The sequence below is a fragment of the Rhodococcus sp. IEGM 1306 genome (assembly GCF_036541985.1).
Lineage (GTDB): Bacteria > Actinomycetota > Actinomycetes > Mycobacteriales > Mycobacteriaceae > Rhodococcus_F > Rhodococcus_F qingshengii.
In genome coordinates this window covers 185334-204873 of sequence record NZ_JAZHFF010000007.1, presented here as the reverse complement: position 1 = coordinate 204873, position 19540 = coordinate 185334, and the positions used below count along the sequence as shown (strand labels likewise).

Below are 19540 nucleotides of genomic sequence, written 5' to 3'. Positions count from 1 at the left end.
TTGTTTCATCATGAGACGCATCCGCACTTCACCGAGCTGTATTCGCCGATGATGTGTGCGACCTGGCGGCAATGCCGAGGGTAGATCGCATGGTCACTGGCGACGATATTCCTACTGATCCTGACAGCCGCACTTTCGGGTTGGTTCGTTCAGCGTTGGGGCGAGAGTTGGGACTTCGGCGACATCTGCTCACGCTGGTACGACGGGGGTGGCGGTTGCCGTGCCAACACCGCTCTCACCTTGACGACGCTTCTCGTACTCCTACTACCGTTCGCCTCAGGAATGCTGGTCGGCGTCACCACATTCGCCCGAGACTTCGAGCGGAGGGTCTGGTGGTTTGAGTTTCAATAGCTGTCAACGACAAGATGAGGGAATCGGTACCATCCGCCCCCGATGTCTTCCAGCCGGAGCTGATTGAAGGTCTTGTCGGACACACCATCGGGTGCGTACACCCAGCCGGGATTGTCCAAGATGTCCAATCCATCTCGTGCGTCATAGAAATAGACGTGGCCTTCACTGCTGACGTTGGCATAGGAGATATCGAATCTGCCGATTCGTAGATCACGATGATACCCATCGGAATAGGGATCGTCAGGTTCTTGAAGTAGTTGCTGTGCAACGGTTTCGAAGTCTGCCCGATACTGATCGAAATGTGGCTGCCCCGCGGCCGCGATCCCGAGTGCGATCACCACGAGAACCGGAACAGCGACATCGGACCACAACCATGGGCGTCGCTGCCACCAGCACACTCCGAGCAGCACGATTGCAACACTCGCCGTGAGGACCCAGAGAACGACCGCACCGGCGATCGAGAGTGCACTATCCGCAGGTTCGGGCCAGGTGAGATGGCATTTCGCTGCGACATACATCGCCGACGCCGACGCTGCGATAAGTGCGTTTACCAAAACAACCCAACGAAGAGCACCGGACCTTCTCGTTGCCTGCGAGTTCGACACTGCCTGATCCATTCGATGAGAATAGCGAGCTGTTTGTCGCGGACTAGCAGTAACCACTTCCCCGATCTCACGATCGATTGTTTCTCGGCACGGAGAAAGTGTCCACGGTGCTATCTTTGCTGACTATGGGAGGCAGGGCTGCGAGGATGGTCGATTTGAACTACCGATGTCAGGAGAGCTCGGCGACTCCCAAAGTCGACAGGTCAATTTTGAGCACGGCTGGATTCGGTGGATCGCAGCAACCAATACCATCGTCACCTCATGATGACGTGACTGTTGCGGGCGAGTCGTGAAGATTCGATTATTACGAGCAAGCCAAGCGTCTTTAGCAATATCGCTGATCGCACTAACCTTGGTCTATTTGTTGGACGCATTTTCTTTGCGCCTCCAACATCAGCCCAGCTGGTGCATTGATCACTATGGAATCCCATCACGATTCAATTATCTCCTTCCCGACCGGGCGGAGAGGGTAGCGGCAGGAATTACAGACTTCTGGGGATGGTTCCCTCCAGGCATAAGCTGTACATTCACTGATGCAGTGACCAAAGAAAGCGAAACGGTGGCACCGGCCGCGGACAGGTCGCACATCGTCGTCGTTCTTGTGGCGCTGATCATGATCTCGGCTGTCGGCGTATTGTTCGGCCGCCGGAAGCGCTGAAGATTGGTTTTGGCTCGGGACTGCAGATGCGCACTCGACACCAGACCGATGAGTAATAAATCGGTGTCCGTCGTGTCCGGCGCTTCCACTACTCGTCGATCTTCGCGAATCCACCAGCCTTGTTCGAGGGCATTTCTTGCGGGTCCTGGTGGTCTTCGTTCCCATCACGCTGGCGATGACACTCCTGGGCCTGGTGCTCGGCTGGACCCATGCGCTTGCCGGGGACAGGCGGCAACATGATCGACGCCGATTACACAATGTGCTGGGGCTCAGACAATTCCGACGTGATGCTGTTGCGCTCCGGGTTGATGGTGGCGCTCGCACTCGTCGGCGCACGTGGACTACGTCGGCGACCCGCCTATAGCCGACTGTCCGAAATGTCGAAATCGATTTGATAGCAGCAATTTTCGATCCACATTCTCTTGTGTTCGAAACTTTGTTCGATTATGCTTTCGGCATGGACAGTCGGGATGCGTGGCAACTGGATGGCGAGGACCTCAAGGGTGAGGTTCTCGATCTGGTGCGTGTCCGACACGAGTTGCAGTCGCGGATGGTGTTGCTGATCGTGGAGATGTTTTCCCGGGACGTTCTCGGTGGGAAGGGTTTTCGGGCGATCGCTCAGTGGTTGCATGGTTCGACGAATTTGGAGATCGGTGAGTGCAGTCTGCTGGTCGGGTTGGCGCGGTTGTTGATGCTCGAACCTGTTGTCGCGGATGCGTTTCATCGCGGTGACGTGGATGCGTTGAAAGCCCGTCAGGTGGCGTCGTTTTGTCAGCATCCGCCGAAGAACATGACCCTGGCGGATGTGGACAAGGCTCGCGGGATCCTGCTTGGCCTGGCGTCGCAGAACATTGCCGATTGTGATGCGGTGCGGGCGGCGATCCGGCGGATCGAGAAGCAGTACGGCAAGCGCGAGGACGGCGTCCCGGTCGGCGAGGATTCCGAACGTAACGAGTTCTACGCCTCGAAAGGCTTGTACGGGCGGGTCACTGTGAAGGGTGATCTGGATGCGATCAACGGGGCCCGGTTGATCACGTTGTTGTCGAGCCTGTCTGCGCCGACACCGGAGAAGGACGGCGTGAAGGACACGCGTACTCCGGCATTACGGCGTGCGGACGGCTTTTGCGAGTTGTTGCGCCGGTACGAGCGGGCGGGGTTGGGTCCGATCGAGGGCGGAGTGAAACCGCACATCACGGTCACCGCCAGCGCGAAAGACATGACGGACCTCAAGGCGTTGAAGGACCTCTTGCCGTCGACTCAGGAACTGGGTTTCGCGTGGACGGATTGGGTGGGCCCGATCAGTATCGATACCGCGCGGATGTTGGCGTGCGACTGCACCGTGACGCGAATTTTGTTGGATGAGAACGGTGTTCCGCTCGACTGCGGCAAGGAAGCGAGAACAGCGACGGTTCCGCAAAGGCGAGCACTGGCCGTCCGGGATGGCGGGTGCGCGTTTCCGGGGTGCGGGACTTCGTCGGGGTGGTGCGATGCCCATCATATTGTTCACTGGAACGATGGTGGCCCAACAGATCTCGACAACCTGGTTCTGTTGTGCGGTCATCACCACCGGACGATGCACCACACCGAGTGGCGTGTCGAGATCGGCCCGGATCGGAAGACGGTGTTCTACCCACCCATGTCGATCGATCCGTATCAACAGCCGATCGGCGGGAACAGCCCACCCACAGCAGCCTGAACCGCGACAATCGAATACATCAGCACCGGGGACGAACCATGCCCCGGTGCTGGTGCACGTTTCTGGTCAGATCCCAACCCCTCAAATCCCAGCCCCTCAGATCCCGGCCCTTCGCACGAGAGCGTCAGTGGCAGAAGGGGATACAACGTCAATCGCTCGTAACAGCCCCGCGTACCGCGGATACAGCTCGACGGGACGCGTATTGATCGCCCTCAAGATCCACGATGCAGCTTGATCGGCCGTCAGCGCCGGCTGGCTCACGTAATCCGCCGTCGGCGCGATCATCGGTGTTCGTATGAGTGGGAATTGCACTGTGGTGACATCGACACCGGTGCCGTGACATTCCGCGCCGAGGCTTCGGCCGAATGCACTGAGAGCAGACTTCGACGCGTGATAGGCGCTGAACCTGGGCATCACGCCCGCAGTGACTCCCCAGGTTCCGACGTTGATGATGTGTCCGGACTTCGCCTCGAGCATCGCGGGCAGTAGCCGCAACGTCAGTCTTGTCGGCCCGAAGTAGTTCAGCGCCATGGTGCGCTCGTAGTCGTGGAATCGGTCGACCGAATCCAACGCGGTACGCCGGATCGAGCGACCCGCATTGTTGACGAGGATATCGACCGACCCGAATCGATCCGCGATCGTCTCCGCGAGTTCGTCGACGGCTTCACCGCGGGAGAGGTCCGCAGGCACGATGTGTGCCCATCCTCCCCTGCGGTGAATCTCGTCCCGTACGTGTTCGAGGTTTTCCTCACCGCGCGCGACCAGGATCATCTCGGCTCCCCGACGAGCCAAGAGATGAGCTGTCGCCTCACCTATCCCCGAGGAAGCTCCTGTCAGAACGATCGTCTTGTCGGAGAGCGTGACGCCGCGTGACGGAACAAGGGAGCGCAGACGCGTCGGCGGACTCAATGCAAGATTGCTGAGAATCGATCTGATCACGTCGGCCTCGGTTCGATCTTCGCGTGCGATTCGGTGCGAACCCGTCCCTGAACAGCCCACTTCGGACGCACCGCGGAAATTACTCAAAAGTAAGTTATGGCGCCGTTTCGGCCGTGTCAAGAATTCGTCGGGATTCAGGAGTATCTGCCACTAGCTTTTCCTGATACCTCGGGTTACATTAAATCCAGACCGAGTGCCAGCGATCACACAACCGGCCCTCGATTCCACCGAACACCGCGAGAAATACCAGCGGTGACCGAAACGAAGAGGAGACGCCATGACGCTCACATCGCCGCTCGACAAGCGCGGAGAAGCATCCGACGACTCGTACAACGAGACGCTTCGACTCCTGTCCGAGGGCTCGGTGCACAAGCACTTCGACCCGTACCTCGACATCGACTGGGACTCCCCCGAGTTTGCCGTCGTCCCGAACGATCGCCGCTGGATCCTCCCGGCCGAGACTGACCCGCTGGGTGCACACCCGTGGTACCAGTCGCAGTCCGAGGCCAGGCAGATCGAAATCGGCATGTGGCGCCAGGCCAATGTCGCGAAGGTCGGTCTCCAGTTCGAGAACATTCTGATCCGCGGCATGATGCAGTACGTCTTCTCACTGCCCAACGATTCGGCCGAGGCGCGCTACTGCACGCACGAGTCGGTCGAAGAGTGCAACCACACGATGATGTTCCAGGAGATGGTCAACCGCATCGGTGCCGACGCTCCCGGGATGAGCCGTCCGATGAAGATGCTTGCGCCCTTCATTCCCCTCGCTGCGGGTCCGTTCCCCGAACTGTTCTTCGTCGGTGTCCTCGCCGGTGAAGAGCCGATCGACCACATTCAGAAGAGCATCCTGCGCGCCGGCGGCCAGATCCACCCGATCATGCAGTCGGTCATGGCCATCCACGTAGCCGAGGAAGCGCGTCATATCTCGTTCGCACACAAGCTTCTGAGCCGCCGCATCCCGCTGATGTCACGCCCGAACCGGTTCGTCCTCTCGCTGCTGTTCCCGATCGTCATGCGCATTCTCTGTGACGCCATCGTCATCCCGCCGAAGTCCTTCTGGAAGCAGTTCGACATCCCGAAGTCCGTGAAGAAGGACCTGTTCTGGGATCTGCCCGAGTCGCGCCAGACCCTGCGCAACTACTTCGGTGACGTCCGCATGCTGGCCACCGACACCGGCCTGATGAACCGTGCCTCGCGCCTGGTGTGGAAGGCCTGCAAGATGGACGGCCGCGCATCACGCTTCCGTAGCGAACCTCACCGCAGCTCGCACAACGCCGCCGCGTAGCTCCCGGACAGTCGAGATCGGACTCATAGCGCCATGCCACACGTAGTCACGCAGTCCTGTTGCAGCGACGCCTCGTGCGTCTACGCCTGCCCGGTCAACTGCATCCATCCGACGCCGGACGAGCCGGACTTCCTCACCGCCGAGATGCTGCACATCGATCCGCAGGCCTGCGTCGACTGCGGCGCATGCGTCTCGGCCTGCCCGGTCGACGCCATCGTCCCCGAGTCGAAGCTGACCGACCCGCAGCGAGTCTTCCTGTCCATCAATTCGGACTTCTACAAGGAAGAGCGGCCCAGGCCGCTTCTCGCCAAGGTCATCCCGGCAGCCCACGTCGACAAGGGCCGACCGCCGTTGCGCGTTGCCATCGTCGGTTCCGGACCGTCGGCGATGTACGCCGCGGACGAGTTACTGACTCAGCCTGACGTGCAGGTCAACGTCTTCGATCGCCTTCCTGTGCCTTACGGCTTGGTTCGCGCCGGCGTTGCTCCGGACCATCAGAAGACCAAGCAGGTCACTCGCTTGTTCGACAAGATCGCCGCACAAAAGGGTTTCGAGTTCTACCTCAACGTCGAGATCGGCAAGCACATCTCGCACAGCGAACTGCTCGAAAATCACCATGCGGTGCTCTACGCAGTCGGCGCTTCGTCCGACCGTGGTCTCGGCATTCCGGGCGCTGATCTGCCTGGCACGGCCTCGGCCACCGACTTCGTAGCCTGGTACAACGGCCACCCCGATCACGCCGACGACGTCTTCGACCTCTCACATCGCCGCGCGGTCATCATCGGAAACGGAAATGTCGCGCTCGACGTCGCTCGCATTCTGACGGCCGATCCCGAGAAGTTGGCCGGTACCGACATCTCCGCTCACGCACTCGCCGCTCTGCGGAAGAGTCGCGTCGAAGAAGTTGTCATCGTGGGTCGACGCGGAATCGCGCAGTCCGCGTTCACGGTCCCCGAGTTCACCGGCCTGATGGCACTGCCGGACATCGAACTCTCTGTCGGACCCGACGACATGGTTCTCGACTCGGCCACCGAAGAACTGGCAAAACGCGGCGAGCTTCCGCATGCCGTCGAGCAGAAGTTGCGTCTCCTCGAAGCACTGAAGAACCGCGATCACGTCGACGTCGGCAACAAGCGCATCACGTTGCGCTACCTGCTCACACCGACCTCGATCACCGGCGACGATCAGGTCAGCGGAATCGAGTTCGCTCGCAACGCTCTTGTCGACGCCAACGGAACCGTGCAGATCGAAGCAACCGGCGATACCGAGACCATCGATACCGGCTTGGTCCTCACCTCGATCGGCTACCGCGGAGTGCCCATCCCCGGCGTCCCGTTCGACGAGCGTGCGTCGGTCATTCCGAACGAGAACGGCCGAGTCCTCGAAGCTCCGAACGGTGATCCCGCCACCGGGGTCTACGCGACCGGTTGGATCAAGCGCGGACCGAGTGGGTTCATCGGCACCAACAAGTCCTGCGCGCAGGAAACGATCAGGATGCTCGTCGACGACTTCAACGACGGACGCCTGACCAACCCGGTCGCAGACGACTCCGCAGTCGATCGTCTGGTCCGGGCGCGACAGTCCGACGTCGTCGACCGCGAGGGCTGGCACGCCATCGACAAGGCGGAACTGGAACGCGGCGCTGCGCACGATCGTGCCCGCGAAAAGGTTCTGGATCAGGTCGAGATCACCTCCATCCTCGACGCTGCGGCCCGAGTGAAACCGACGCGTCGATTCGGTCGACCCGTACGCGTTCGCTGATCCACTACAGGTAAACAGCTACTTTCACGCACACCGCCCCGCCTGCAGACTCGTCTGCCCGGCGGGGCCGTCTGCGTTCCGGCAACGTCCCACTCAGCGAAAATTTATGCCCGTCAGCGGCCGAAATCGTGTAATACTGCAACCTGTTCCAGTAAGCGGCACAGCGAGCCACGATCCCCGGATCACGCTCGCCAACCAGATGAGGATTGCATGAGCGAGACTGCAACGCCGGCGCCGAACGGGAGTGTGACACCTGCAGTAGAGGGTTGGTTCACCACCGGCGACGAACCTGCTCTGATCGGCACGAAGTGCCAATCCTGCGGCACCATTTCCTTCCCTCGTGAGGCGACGTTCTGCAAGAACCCGAGCTGCTTCAGCGAGGAGTTCGACGACGTGGAACTCTCCCGTAGCGGCACTGTCTGGTCGTACACCGACGCGCAGTACCAGCCCCCGCCGCCGTACATCCCGCGCTCGGATCCGTACGAGCCTTTTGCTCTCGCAGCAGTCGAACTGCCCGAGGGCATCGTCATCCTCGGCCAGGTGGCCGACGGATTCGGCGTCGACGATCTCAAGGTCGGCAATACCGTCGAATTGGTTGTCGAGCCGCTGTACACCGACGAAACCGGAGTACGTACGACGTGGCGATGGAAGCCTGTCGCCGCAGCTGATCAGGAGTTGCAGTCATGAGCAAGGACGTCGCAGTACTCGGTGTCGGTATGCACCCCTGGGGCAAGTGGGGGCAGTCGTTCGTGAAATACGGCGTTGCGGCCGCTCGCGCCGCGCTCGCCGATTCGGGTGTGAATTGGCAGGATGTCGACTTCATCGTCGGCGGCGAGACCGTCCGCAACGGGTACGGCGGATACGTCGCCGGAGCCACCTTCGCGCAGGCACTCGGCTGGAACGGCGCTCGCGTCGCCACGTCGTACGCCGCGTGTGCGACGGGAGCCCAGGCACTCGACACCGCGCGCGCACGAATCCTGGCCGGCCTCAGCGAAGTTGCCCTGGTCGTCGGCGCCGACACCACGCCGAAGGGCTTCCTCGCTCCCGTCGCCGGTGAGCGTTGGGACGACCCGGACTGGCTGCGCTTCCGCCTCATGGGTATGACCAACCCGGCGTACTTCGCGCTCAACGCGCGTCGTCGCATCGACCTCTACGGCGCCACCGCGGAGGATTTCGCCAACGTGAAGGTCAAGAACGCCAGGCACGGGCTGAGCAATCCGAATGCGCGCTACCGCAAGGAAGTCACCGTCGAGAACGTGTTGGCCTCCCCCGTGGTGTCCAATCCCCTTCACCTGCTCGACATCTGCGCGACGTCCGACGGCGGCGCCGCAATCTTGCTGACGTCGATGGAATACGCCCGCAAGATGGGCATCGCGGAACCTGTTCGCATCAAGGCTATTTCGACGGTCACGCCGACGTTCCCCCAGACGATCATGGACATGCCGAACTTCTCCACCGATTCCAGCTCCGCCGTTCCCGCTCCGGAGCGCACGTTCAAGGAATCCATCGGCTACGCCGCATACGAAGAAGCCGGGATCTCTCCCGAGGACGTCGACGTCGCCGAAGCCTACGACCTCGCTACCTCCGTGGAACTGGACTGGATCGAAGACCTTGCCCTCTGCAAGCGGGGCGAGGCCGAGCACCTTCTGCGTGCGGGTGACACCAGTATCGGAGGCCGCATCCCGGTCAATCCGTCCGGTGGTCTCGCGTGCTTCGGCGAAGCCGTTCCCGCACAGGCACTTGCGCAGGTGTGCGAGCTCACTTGGCAGCTTCGTGGACAGGCCGAAGGCCGTCAGGTCGAAGGCGCCCGCATCGGTATCACCGCCAACCAAGGTCTGTTCGGACACGGCTCCTCGGTAATCGTTTCCGCCTGACCCTGTTCTACTTTCGTGGCGGTCGCACACTCACCCGTGAGCGGCCGCCACGATCACGTCTGCCACTGCCCCTGGCTGGGAAACCAGCGATGCGTGCGAGGTCGGGAGTTCGCTGGTGTTCGCGCCCATCCGGTTTGCCATGAACCGCTGCGCCGATGCGGGGATCACGCGATCCTCACCGGCAACCAGATACCAGCTCGGTGTGTTCGCCCACGACGGTGGCCCGCCGAGCTCGAGGTTCGCCCACAAAGCCGCAGACTTCTGATGCGCCAACATCGTTGCCGCTGTCTCGTCGGAAACATCCTGAGCGAAGACGGAATGGAAATACTCGTCCGTGACGTAGCCGTCGACGTTCTTCCCGCCGATCGCGTGAGGATCGTCGACGATCTTCAATCCCAGAGCCGGAGGAAGCAATTGGCTGCCAGGAAACCTGATGGGATCGATCGTGATCTGCACCGGCTCACCCTGAACCGGAGCAAACGCCGCGATGTACACCAACGACTGCACCTTCGGGTCGTGAACATTGGTGATCACCGCGCCGCCGTACGAGTGTCCGACGAGCACGACAGGTCCGTCGATGTCCGCAACCGTCTTCTCGATCACGGACGCGTCGTAAGCGGGCCCGCGTAGAGGATTGTCCGGCGCCACGACGCGATAGCCACGCGAGCGTAGGTCGGCGGCAACGCCGTCCCAACTGGTCGCGTCGGCAAAAGCGCCGTGGACGAGAACGACGGTTGGCTTGGGGCTCGCCACCGCAGCGCCGGAGCCGAAGATCACTCCAGCCGCGACTGTCATGAGTAACGCCAGAACTGCGGTGAATACACGTGAGATCTTCATGCGTTTCCTTCACTCTCGTCGAAAAGCGAGAAACTGCGGTAGGCCGGGACACGCCCGTTTCGATCCTAGAAATACCTGCTGCGACGGACGTGACTGTCCGTGCAGACTTTTGAGCTCACACTGCACAACTTCTGGTTGAGCGTCCGCATCGCGGGGTATCAGGGCTGCATGGCTTTGCTCCTGGATACTTCCGTGTTGGAGCCTGACCAACGCGCGGACGCCTTTGTCGACGCGATGGGTCGTGCCTCGGTCCCGTGTGCAATCCACTTGGAGAACCCGGAACGGGTGAGCGCGAGAATGAACGTGTGGAACCTCGGTGCAGCATCACTGTTCCGCTCCGAGTCGACCGGTATGCGGTTGACCCGAACACCACGTCACGTCCGGTCCGCGTCGATGCCCGTCCTTGCGATTGCCCTGCAGGAGATCGGGATCGGCCATCTAGATCAGCACGACGAACAACGCAGAGTGCCCGCCGGTGAGCTGTTGATGACGGACCTGACGTCGACCTACGATTTCTCCTGGCCGGGAACGGGCGCTTCCCAGTGCCTCTACGTTCCGATGGATCGGCTGGGACTGCCGATCGACACCGTGCGGGACGCAGCTACCCGGCCTCATCACAGCAATCTGTACCCCGTGATGATCGCGCACGTTCGTGAATTGTTCCGCAGCGCCGCTCTGTTGGAGACCGATCCTGCCGCCGAACAATTGGGCGAGGCCTCGATCGAACTCGCACGTGCTTTGGTCGCTTCGATCGCACATGCGAATCCTGACGCATCCGCTCCGAGATCGGCCCTTGCCATGACTTCGATCCGTCGATACATCCGTGAACACCTTCACGATCCGACACTGAATCCCGCACGAATTGCTCACGCCCACAACATCTCACTGCGACAGCTGTACAAGATCTGCTCGGACAACGGCTTTCGGATCGAACAGTGGATCATCACCCAGCGCCTGCAGAAGGCTCGGGACGAACTGGCTCGACCCGCTACCGTCGATCTGCCGATCGCGACCGTTGCGCACCGGGCGGGGTTTGTCGACGCCGGACACTTCAGCCGACGCTTTCGACAGGCCTACGGGCTGAGCCCGACTCGTTGGCGTCAGCTCCGCGATTGAAGCAGCGCCACAACGTCCGACTGACCACGACTTTCGGCATTGTCCAACGCGGTCTTCCCCGATGCATCCCGGATCGAGGGATCTGCCCCCGCGTCGAGAAGCTGAGTGATCACGTCGATATAGCGCACCGAACCATCGCCGTACACAACGGCTTCGAGTAGCGCCGTCCACCCGGGATCGTTGACGTGATTGACCGGAACCCCGGCAGCGATCAGCATCCGGACGCTCTCGACATGCGCGTGTTCACTCGCGGGAATCAGCGCCGTACCGCCATAACGGTTCACGCTGTCGACGTCCGCGCCGTGGGCGAGCGTGAGCGCCAGAATCTCGTTCAAACCCTCGGCTCCGGAATACAGGAAGGCCGAATCCTGCATGGAATCCTTCGCGTTCACGTCTGCTCCGGCAAGAATCAACGTAGAGGCCGCGGCGACGGCGTCGTTCTTGGTGGCCTCGACGAGTGGAGTCCGTTCGCCCTCGCCGCGAGCTTCGATGTTCGCGCCCGAAGCCAGGGCCGCGGTGATCGCTGCCGGATCATTGCGGTCCACCGCATCGAAGAGTGCCCGTTCGGATTCCGGCGTCGATGGCGGCTTTACGCCCGTAATCGATACAGCTGCCGTTGTCGTCGCTGACGCGGCGATCGTCGACGTCACCGGGGTGTCGGACGAACTGCAGCCGGCCAACGCCCCGGTCACTGATACCGCGAGGATAACGCAGACGAGGACAGACCTACCCGGAAGCGCCGTCACAGCGGATTACTTTCTTGGACAAGAGTTTCAAGCGTCATCCTGACGGCGTCCAGATGTTCGGCCATCGCCCTGGAGGCGTGGTCGTAACTGCCGGATGCGATTCCTTCGACTATTCGTTCGTGTTCCTCGTTCGACCTTTCCTGGCGACCGGCAACAAGATTGAGTGTCTCGGACTGCCTTGTCAACGCTTCACGAATATCGACGATTACCGACTCGAAGACCCGATTCCTACTGGCTTTCGCGATCAGTCCGTGGAACTGCGCATCGAGTGCGACCCATACGAGCGGATCATCCTCGTCACGCATCTGCTGGACCAGTCCGCGGAGGGCCGTCAACTCCTCCGCTGTGTGCCGTTGGGCAGCCCACCCTGCGGCCGGAATTTCGACATGCGGCCGCGCTTCGACCAACTCGTTGGCCGCGTAGCTGCCGAAGTCGAGGTCTCGCGCTATCGAATCGCTGACGACGAAGGTGCCGAGCCCGGATTTCGTCTCGGTGAGCCCGAGGGCATGGCACGAGCGCAGGGCTTCACGGATGACCGATCGACTGACCCCGTGTCTTTCGGCCAGGGACGCCTCGGACGGGAGACGCTCTCCGACTGCCAGTTCGCCGGAGGTTATTGCGGCACGGAGGTCGGCGAGAACCGCCTCGGCAGCACTCACCCGCGAGGCGACGGGTCGCCTGGTGGCCCAGCTGTCTGACAGGTTCATGCCGTCATTGTTGCGACTGCCGAAGACCCGCGTCAAACATCGCACCTGATGAAGGGTTGACGTGCCGGAGTGAGCGAGGTAACAATTACACCTGTCAGACAGCCTGATAGCCCGATAGCTGGGCGGGACTACTACTCGACCGTCAGCGCTGCGATCCCGAAATACACCCACCGCGCAGAGTGATGCTTGCGCGAAGAGACACGAGGAATTGATCAAGTGCTCGAAACGCGAACAGAACACGATCTGCTCGGCGATCGCGAGGTTCCAGCCGATTCGTACTGGGGTATCCACACCTTGCGCGCAATGGAGAACTTCCCGATCACTGGTCGAACAATCGCCACGAACCCGCATCTGATCCGCGGCATCGCTTACGTCAAGTGGGCCGCAGCCAGCGCAAACGAAAAGCTGGGCATCCTCGACCGCCTGCGCGCGGAGGCCATCTCACAGGCATGCAAGGAGATCGTGGACGGGCGGTGGCACGAACAGTTCGTGGTGGACGTCATCCAGGGTGGCGCCGGCACGTCGACGAACATGAATGCGAACGAGGTCATCGCCAATCGCGCGTTGGAAATCCTCGGCCACCAGCGCGGCGACTACGAACGGCTTCACCCCAATGAACACGTGAACCTGAGCCAATCGACCAACGACGTCTACCCCACGGCCGTGAATATCTCGACGATCTTCGCGATCGATGACCTGCTGGATGCACTTCTTACACTCCAGAACGCATTCACGACCAAATCTCTTCAGTTCGCCGACACAGTGAAGATGGGACGCACCCAACTGCAGGACGCCGTGCCGATGACCCTGGGTCAGGAGTTCGGGACCTACGCGGTCATGATCGAGGAGGATCGGGCGCGTCTGGCTGAGGCCGCTCTTCTCGTTCACGAGATCAACCTCGGTGCGACTGCTATCGGCACTGGCCTCAACGCACCCGCCGGCTACGCCGAGGTGGCCTGTTCCGACCTGGGCGCACTGACCGGACTGCCGCTGGTGTTGGCAACGGATCTGGTCGAAGCGACCCAAGACGTGGGCCAGTTCGTCCACCTCTCCGGCGTCCTCAAGCGGGTCGCTGTGAAGTTGTCCAAGGTGTGCAACGATCTCCGGCTGCTCTCTTCGGGCCCGCGAGCCGGATTGAACGAGATCAATCTTCCACCGGTGCAGGCAGGTTCGTCGATCATGCCGGGCAAGGTCAATCCTGTCATTCCCGAAGTCCTCAATCAGGTCGCGTACGAAGTCATCGGCAACGACGTGACGATCACGATGGCTGCGGAATCCGGTCAGCTCCAACTCAACGCTTTCGAGCCGATCATCGTGCACTCACTGTCCGAAGGAATGCGACACCTCGGTGCGGCTTGCCGCATTTTGGCGGACCGGTGCGTACTCGGCATCACGGCTAACACCGAACTGCTGCGCGCCCGAGTCGAAGACTCCATCGGCCTCGTCACCGCGCTCAACCCCTACATCGGATATACCGCGTCCACTCGGATCGCCCAGGAGGCGTTGATTTCCGGGCGTCGCGTCGCCGATCTCGTAATCGAAGCCGGCCTGCTCGACCGCGAGGAACTCGATCGGTTGCTCAGCCCCGAACATCTCGCCAATCTCCGCGTTTCGGGGGAGAAGCCTCATGCCACCGCTGTTGCGGAGGAGGTTTGATGACCGTCGAACGGGAAGAGACAGGCCGCGCCGAAGTTGCCACTGAGGAGGATCTCGGATATCAGAAGGCGCTCGGCCCCAGACAAATTCAGATGATCGCGATCGGTGGCGCGATCGGAACCGGCCTTTTCATGGGGGCGGGAGGGCGACTACAACAGGCGGGCCCGGCCTTGGTTCTCGTGTACGCGCTGTGCGGATTCTTCGCGTTCCTGATCCTGAGGGCGCTCGGCGAACTGGTGATGCACCGACCGACTTCCGGATCCTTCGTTTCCTACGCACGCGAATTCTTCGGCGAAAAGATGGCTTTCGCTGCGGGCTGGTTGTACTGGATGAACTGGGCAATGACTGCCGTGGTCGACGTCACGGCTGTGGCATTGTACATGAACTTCTTCAAAAAGTACTGGGCGCCACTGGGACACATCGATCAGTGGATGTTCGCTCTGATCGCGGTGTTGCTGGTTCTCGGACTGAATCTCGTGTCCGTGAAAGTCTTCGGAGAGTTGGAGTTCTGGTTCGCGTTGATCAAGGTCGTGGCCTTGACCGCATTCCTCGGGTTCGGTGTCTATTTCGTACTCTTCGGCACGCCCATCGAAGGGCATTCCTCCGGATTCAGCCTGATCGCCGACAACGGTGGGCTGTTCCCCAACGGAATACTGCCGGCAGTCGTGGTGATTCAGGGCGTCGTGTTCGCCTACGCTTCAATTGAACTCGTGGGGACCACGGCTGGAGAGACCGAAAATCCCCGGAAGGTGATACCCAAGGCGATCAACACAGTGATCATTCGGATCCTCGTCTTCTACGTGGGGTCGGTCCTGCTGCTCTCACTGTTGCTCCCGTACACCGAATACCACGCCGGTGAAAGTCCATTCGTCACATTCTTCGGTTCGATCAACATCCAAGGCGCAGATGCGATCATGAATCTGGTCGTTCTCACGGCGGCGTTGTCTTCCCTCAATGCCGGATTGTATTCGACCGGACGAATACTCCATTCGATGGCAACGGCCGGTTCGGCGCCTGCCTTCGCTGCCAGAATGAACAAAGCCGGAGTGCCGTACGGGGGAATCGCACTCACCGGCGTGGTCATCCTGTTCGGCGTCGGGCTCAATGCTGTTGTCCCAGCGCAGGCCTTCGAAATAGTCCTCAATCTTGCGGCACTGGGCATCATCAGTGCATGGGCGGTAATTGTGCTGTGCCAGTTGAGGCTCTGGCAACTTGCGAAACAAGGCAAAGTCACTCGCCCTTCCTTCCGCATATTCGGCGCACCGTACACCGGGATCGCGACACTGGTCTTTCTTGCGGTCGTTATCGTGTTGATGGCATTCGACAACCCTGTTGGAAAGTGGACCGTCGGATCCATCGCGATCATCGCACCGCTCTTGATGATTGGTTGGTACGCCGCCAAGAATCGTATTCGCGAGTTGGCCATCCACCACCCCGCAGCTTGACGTGAAAGGACCACAGTGTCGAAAGTCGCAGTTGTCACTACCGGTGGCACCATCGCCAGCACCCGGGATGCGCATGGAATCAGCCGGCCCGCAATCACCGGTGCAGATCTGGTCGGCAACGAGCAGACCGACATCGAGCTTCGAGTCGTCGACGTGATGTCGAAGGACAGCTCGAGCATGACCTTCGCGGACATGGATCGTGTTCGCGACGCCGTAGCCGATCAATTGAAAGATCCCGGACTCGACTCGGTGGTCGTGCTTCACGGCACCGACACGATGGAGGAAACTGCGTTCTTGTTGGACCTGCACCACGACGACCAACGCCCGGTGGTCTTCACCGGCGCGCAGCGCACTTTCGACCATCCCGAATCCGACGCTCGTTCGAATCTCGCCGCGGCGATCTCAGCCGGACTGGACATCTCGTCACACGGGCGTGGTGTCCTCATCGCCTTCGGCGGTTCGGTCCATCCAGCCGCAGGTACGCGAAAGTCCGATACGACGGCACTCGATGCCTTCCGCCGCGTGCACATCGATCCGCTCCTGCTGCGTAATCCCGAACCATTGCCGTGGCATCCGATTTCGGACACCCGCGTCGACATCATCGCCGTGTATCCCGGGGCAGACCGCGTACAAATCGACGCCTGCGTGCACGCCGGGGCGCAGGGACTTGTTCTCGACGGACTCGGTTCGGGAAATGCCAATCCGACGATAGTCGAGGCCGTACGAGACTGCGTAGGCGCTCACATTCCGGTAGCCGTGACAACTCGGGTGCCCTCGGGGCCAATCTCCCCGGTTTACGGTGGCGGTGGTGGCGGGCACGACTTGATCGCCGCAGGCGCTGTATTTTCCACCGATCTTCGAGCCGGGCAGGCACGTGTACTTCTGGCAGCCTTGTTGTCAGATCCGGATCTCGTGGGCCTGGAAAAGGTATTCGACCGCTATTCGAGGTTTGCTCGCACCCCGCCGTTCGGGCGGTAGAACTGGCGACACCATTCATTGTTCGAAATTCACTACACTAAATCAGGGACTTTGGTCCGAATTTTCGACTTGGACGCTTATTTGGTGTCCGAATTGGGTAGTTTCACATCATCTAACTCGTTCAAAATTTCGATCCAGCGGTCACGTCCAGTGCAGCCAGTCGAACAGGAGTCGGATGAGCAGCCCATTTCGTGATGCCGCTGCAGTAACGCTCGACGCGGCTCACCGCGTCGGGCAAGCGCACGTGCCAGGCGCCGCACTCAACGGTCGTTTTCACCCGCCAACTGCCGTGAAAGGACTGGTCGCGCGTCCGCGCCTGCACCGCAAACTCACCGCATCCACTGCCACCAAAGGCTCAGGCCCCGGGCCTGTCGGGTTGCTCTCGGCTCCGGCCGGTGCGGGGAAGACCCTACTTCTGGCCGATTGGGCTCGCGAATATTCTCGAGCCTCCCCTGATGTTGCGCTGGCCTGGCTGACGTTGGCCGAGCGCGACAACAACGTGTCGATACTGTGTGAATCCCTCGCCGAGGCGATCGCGACCTCCGTCGATGCGGCCGGCCAGAGGCTCCCCGTGCAGACCGGATCCAGGCCGCCCGTCGAGCAGTGGCTCGCGCACTTTGCGGAAACCCTCGAAACGCACGAGCGCCGAACAACGTTGATCCTCGACGACGTTCACACCCTCCACGATCCGATGTCGATCGGTCTCCTCGATCGGATACTCACACAGACCCCGGGCAACCTGTCGATTATCGTTGCCGCCCGCTACGAACCACCGCTCACCTGGCATCGTCTGGCTCTCGACGGCCGACTCACCCGCTTTGCATCCACCGATCTCGCTTTCGATCGCTCCGAGATCACCGCGATATTCGGCGAGTACGACATCACGCTGCGCGACGACGAACTCGCAATCGTCGAGAACTTCACCAAGGGGTGGGGCGCCGTCGTTCGGCTGACCGCCGCGTTTCTGGCCGGCCGCAGTGACATCGGCGATGCACTGAACGAGTTCACGCACACACCCCGCCCGATCGCCGACTTTCTCGTCGACGAGGTACTGACGTCCTTGCCCGAACATGTCACCTCGTTCATGTTGCGAACATCGGTAGTCGATTCTTTCTCCGCCCAACTGGCGGAAACTCTGACGGACTCGAACGCTCTATCCGAGATCGACTCGCTGATTCAGTTCAACTTCCCCGTGACCCGTACCGATTCCGCCGACCACACAACGTGGTTCAGCTATCACCCTCTCTTGCGCGAGCACCTTCGGGCAGAGTTCCGTCGCGTCGATCACGTCGAGAGAAACCGCGTACACCTGCGAGCAGCAAGCTGGTTCGAAAGCAATCACTTCGAACTCGAGGCGCTCGAACTCGAGGTGTCGATCGGAGACCCACACCGCATTCTCGCGTTTCTCGAACGCTGCGGGCTGGGCCTCGTACTCGACGGGCACTGCGGGGACGTCGTGCGAGTCCTGGAATCGGTGTCGACGCAGGTTTCGGAATCCCCGATCACCCGACTGGTGCTGGCGGCGGCCGCCCTCCACTCCGGTGACGTGACCTCGGCGACCACGTGCCTCGATCTTCTCGAGGCAACTCATCCACCGATTGCAGAAGATCCATTGTTCCTGGCGATGAGCCTGGAAATCTCCTGCGTTACGGCGACTTCCGACAACGAGCCGCTGGCGGCACGTCTGGAGCGGCGCCAGAAAAGCACCCACTCCGACATCGAAGCCTACGCACACATGGAATTGGCGACGGCACACTTACTGCGACGTGAGTTCGACAGGGCGACTGTCGAATACACTCAAGCCGTCGCACTCGGGACAATACGGGGCAGGGCGCGATTCGTCTTGAAGTCGCTGACCGGACTGGGCTACGTAGCTTCTCTCAGCGGAGACATCGGGGCGATGAGGGCTCACTCCGTCTACGCTCTCGACTACGCGGTCGAACATCGCATCACGACGACTGCGGAGTACGAGTTGTCCGCGTCGGTGGCCGCCTTTGCCACATATCTCTGCGCTTCGAGCGAACTCCCGTACCGCATCCCGACAATCGGAAACTACCGGAGCACAGACGTTCTCGGCGCCAGCGCGCCGGTGTTCGGGTGGCACTCCGTCGTAACCTTCGGCCTTCACAGTCTCGACGGCTCGACCGACCGACGCTCGACCGCCGCCGATGTCCGCGACGCGATGCTCAGCGCGATCGAATTACGTACCTTCGCGTTCGCGACCTTGGCTCTTCTACCACCCGTCGTCCACGCATGCCTTTCCGTCGGCGAGGTGGAATGGGCAGCGAGACTCGTGCGTGACGCAGCCGATCAATTCGGAGAAACGTCGGAGATACATCTCGCACGGGGTGCCGTCGCCTTCTCGTCCAACAAGTTCGCGGAAGCACTCGTCGAAGTTTCCGAAGCTCTCGGGTCCTCCGAAATCCCGTTGCTCGCACATCACGTCTACGCCTGGACACTCGAAGCCGGGATCCACGCTGCAACAGGTCACGAGCGCAAGTCGTTTCGCTCCCTCCACAAAGCGCTGCGCGCCGCGGAAGCCGGTAGCCTGCTACGCCCCTTCCTCGACTACGGCGCATCCCTGCGGCCGGTGTTCGACGAGTTCAGTGGACATTTCGGCGATCAGGAAGCATTTGCCGAACAGGTACGTAGCCGCATTCGCCCACAAGAATTGGTGAGTGCACCGATCCTCACGCCAGGCGAATACACCGTGCTCCGTGAACTGGCTTCCGGAGACACCACCGAGTCCATTGCCGACACGCTGTTCCTTTCCGTCAACACCATCAAGACGCATCTTCGCGGGATCTATCGCAAGTTGGAAGTGAGCAACCGACGCGACGCGCTCAAGGCTGCGCGACGCGGCGGACTCATCTGAGCAAGACTGCT

The 19540-nt window shown here is 61.1% G+C and carries 16 protein-coding genes; 11 read left to right on the top strand and 5 right to left on the bottom strand.

The window, feature by feature from the left end; all coding sequences use genetic code 11:
• Nucleotides 1-344: 344 nt before the first annotated feature.
• Nucleotides 345-968: a hypothetical protein gene (locus tag V3587_RS21075; RefSeq protein WP_058226849.1), complete on the bottom strand. Its 624-nt coding sequence runs from the start codon at nucleotides 966-968 to the stop codon at nucleotides 345-347.
• 526 nt (nucleotides 969-1494) lie between these two features.
• On the opposite strand from V3587_RS21075, the gene V3587_RS21070 reads away from it, so the two are divergent.
• Together V3587_RS21070 and V3587_RS21065 are read left to right on the top strand one after the other, a co-directional pair.
• Nucleotides 1495-1614 (top strand): LPXTG cell wall anchor domain-containing protein, encoded by a 120-nt coding sequence (locus V3587_RS21070; RefSeq protein WP_117435002.1) that lies wholly within the window; start codon nucleotides 1495-1497, stop codon nucleotides 1612-1614.
• A gap of 457 nt (nucleotides 1615-2071) precedes the next feature.
• Nucleotides 2072-3310, top strand: coding sequence for an HNH endonuclease signature motif containing protein (locus V3587_RS21065; RefSeq protein ID WP_283377136.1), 1239 nt, complete (start codon nucleotides 2072-2074; stop codon nucleotides 3308-3310).
• A 96-nt stretch (nucleotides 3311-3406) separates the two neighbouring features.
• Here the strand turns inward: V3587_RS21065 and V3587_RS21060 are convergent, their stop codons facing one another.
• Nucleotides 3407-4249, bottom strand: a complete 843-nt coding sequence (locus tag V3587_RS21060; protein ID WP_073512519.1) for an SDR family oxidoreductase — start codon at nucleotides 4247-4249, stop codon at nucleotides 3407-3409.
• 277 nt (nucleotides 4250-4526) lie between these two features.
• On the opposite strand from V3587_RS21060, the gene V3587_RS21055 reads away from it, so the two are divergent.
• The 4 genes from V3587_RS21055 (at nucleotide 4527) to V3587_RS21040 (ending at nucleotide 9169) form a co-directional block, all read left to right on the top strand.
• Nucleotides 4527-5534 (top strand): AurF N-oxygenase family protein, encoded by a 1008-nt coding sequence (locus tag V3587_RS21055; RefSeq protein ID WP_003943163.1) that lies wholly within the window; start codon nucleotides 4527-4529, stop codon nucleotides 5532-5534.
• 33 nt (nucleotides 5535-5567) lie between these two features.
• Nucleotides 5568-7295 carry an FAD-dependent oxidoreductase gene (locus tag V3587_RS21050; RefSeq protein ID WP_116057719.1) on the top strand — a complete coding sequence of 576 codons (1728 nt, stop codon included), beginning with the start codon at nucleotides 5568-5570 and terminating at the stop codon, nucleotides 7293-7295.
• A gap of 210 nt (nucleotides 7296-7505) precedes the next feature.
• Nucleotides 7506-7982 (top strand): Zn-ribbon domain-containing OB-fold protein, encoded by a 477-nt coding sequence (locus tag V3587_RS21045; protein WP_037126255.1) that lies wholly within the window; start codon nucleotides 7506-7508, stop codon nucleotides 7980-7982.
• Nucleotides 7979-9169, top strand: coding sequence for a lipid-transfer protein (locus V3587_RS21040; protein ID WP_283377135.1), 1191 nt, complete (start codon nucleotides 7979-7981; stop codon nucleotides 9167-9169). The genes V3587_RS21045 and V3587_RS21040 overlap by 4 nt, the downstream gene beginning before the upstream one ends.
• Before the next feature lie 30 nt (nucleotides 9170-9199).
• Here the strand turns inward: V3587_RS21040 and V3587_RS21035 are convergent, their stop codons facing one another.
• Nucleotides 9200-10006, bottom strand: a complete 807-nt coding sequence (locus tag V3587_RS21035) for an alpha/beta fold hydrolase (RefSeq protein WP_007730412.1) — start codon at nucleotides 10004-10006, stop codon at nucleotides 9200-9202.
• A 99-nt stretch (nucleotides 10007-10105) separates the two neighbouring features.
• Here V3587_RS21035 and V3587_RS21030 point away from each other — a divergent pair, with 99 nt between their 5' ends.
• A complete protein-coding gene (locus V3587_RS21030; protein WP_230691778.1) occupies nucleotides 10106-11122 on the top strand; it encodes a helix-turn-helix domain-containing protein in 1017 nt (338 codons plus the stop codon).
• Here V3587_RS21030 and V3587_RS21025 read toward each other — a convergent pair.
• Both V3587_RS21025 and V3587_RS21020 read right to left on the bottom strand, forming a co-directional pair.
• Nucleotides 11107-11814, bottom strand: a complete 708-nt coding sequence (locus V3587_RS21025; protein WP_283377134.1) for an ankyrin repeat domain-containing protein — start codon at nucleotides 11812-11814, stop codon at nucleotides 11107-11109. The genes V3587_RS21030 and V3587_RS21025 overlap by 16 nt on opposite strands.
• A 50-nt stretch (nucleotides 11815-11864) precedes the next feature.
• On the bottom strand, nucleotides 11865-12575 hold the full coding sequence (locus tag V3587_RS21020; RefSeq protein WP_050655023.1) for a FadR/GntR family transcriptional regulator: 711 nt from the start codon (nucleotides 12573-12575) through the stop codon (nucleotides 11865-11867).
• A 216-nt stretch (nucleotides 12576-12791) separates the two neighbouring features.
• On the opposite strand from V3587_RS21020, the gene V3587_RS21015 reads away from it, so the two are divergent.
• The 4 genes from V3587_RS21015 (at nucleotide 12792) to V3587_RS21000 (ending at nucleotide 19529) form a co-directional block, all read left to right on the top strand.
• Nucleotides 12792-14231 carry an aspartate ammonia-lyase gene (locus tag V3587_RS21015; RefSeq protein WP_283377133.1) on the top strand — a complete coding sequence of 480 codons (1440 nt, stop codon included), beginning with the start codon at nucleotides 12792-12794 and terminating at the stop codon, nucleotides 14229-14231.
• Nucleotides 14231-15676 carry an amino acid permease gene (locus V3587_RS21010; protein ID WP_283377132.1) on the top strand — a complete coding sequence of 482 codons (1446 nt, stop codon included), beginning with the start codon at nucleotides 14231-14233 and terminating at the stop codon, nucleotides 15674-15676. Before V3587_RS21015 ends, V3587_RS21010 begins: the two co-directional genes overlap by 1 nt.
• Nucleotides 15677-15691: 15 nt before the next feature.
• The gene (locus V3587_RS21005) at nucleotides 15692-16654 is read left to right on the top strand and encodes an asparaginase (protein ID WP_058226847.1); all 963 of its coding nucleotides are present in this window, start codon (nucleotides 15692-15694) and stop codon (nucleotides 16652-16654) included.
• Between the two features lie 175 nt (nucleotides 16655-16829).
• Nucleotides 16830-19529 (top strand): helix-turn-helix transcriptional regulator, encoded by a 2700-nt coding sequence (locus V3587_RS21000; RefSeq protein WP_054188265.1) that lies wholly within the window; start codon nucleotides 16830-16832, stop codon nucleotides 19527-19529.
• Nucleotides 19530-19540 lie beyond the last annotated feature (11 nt).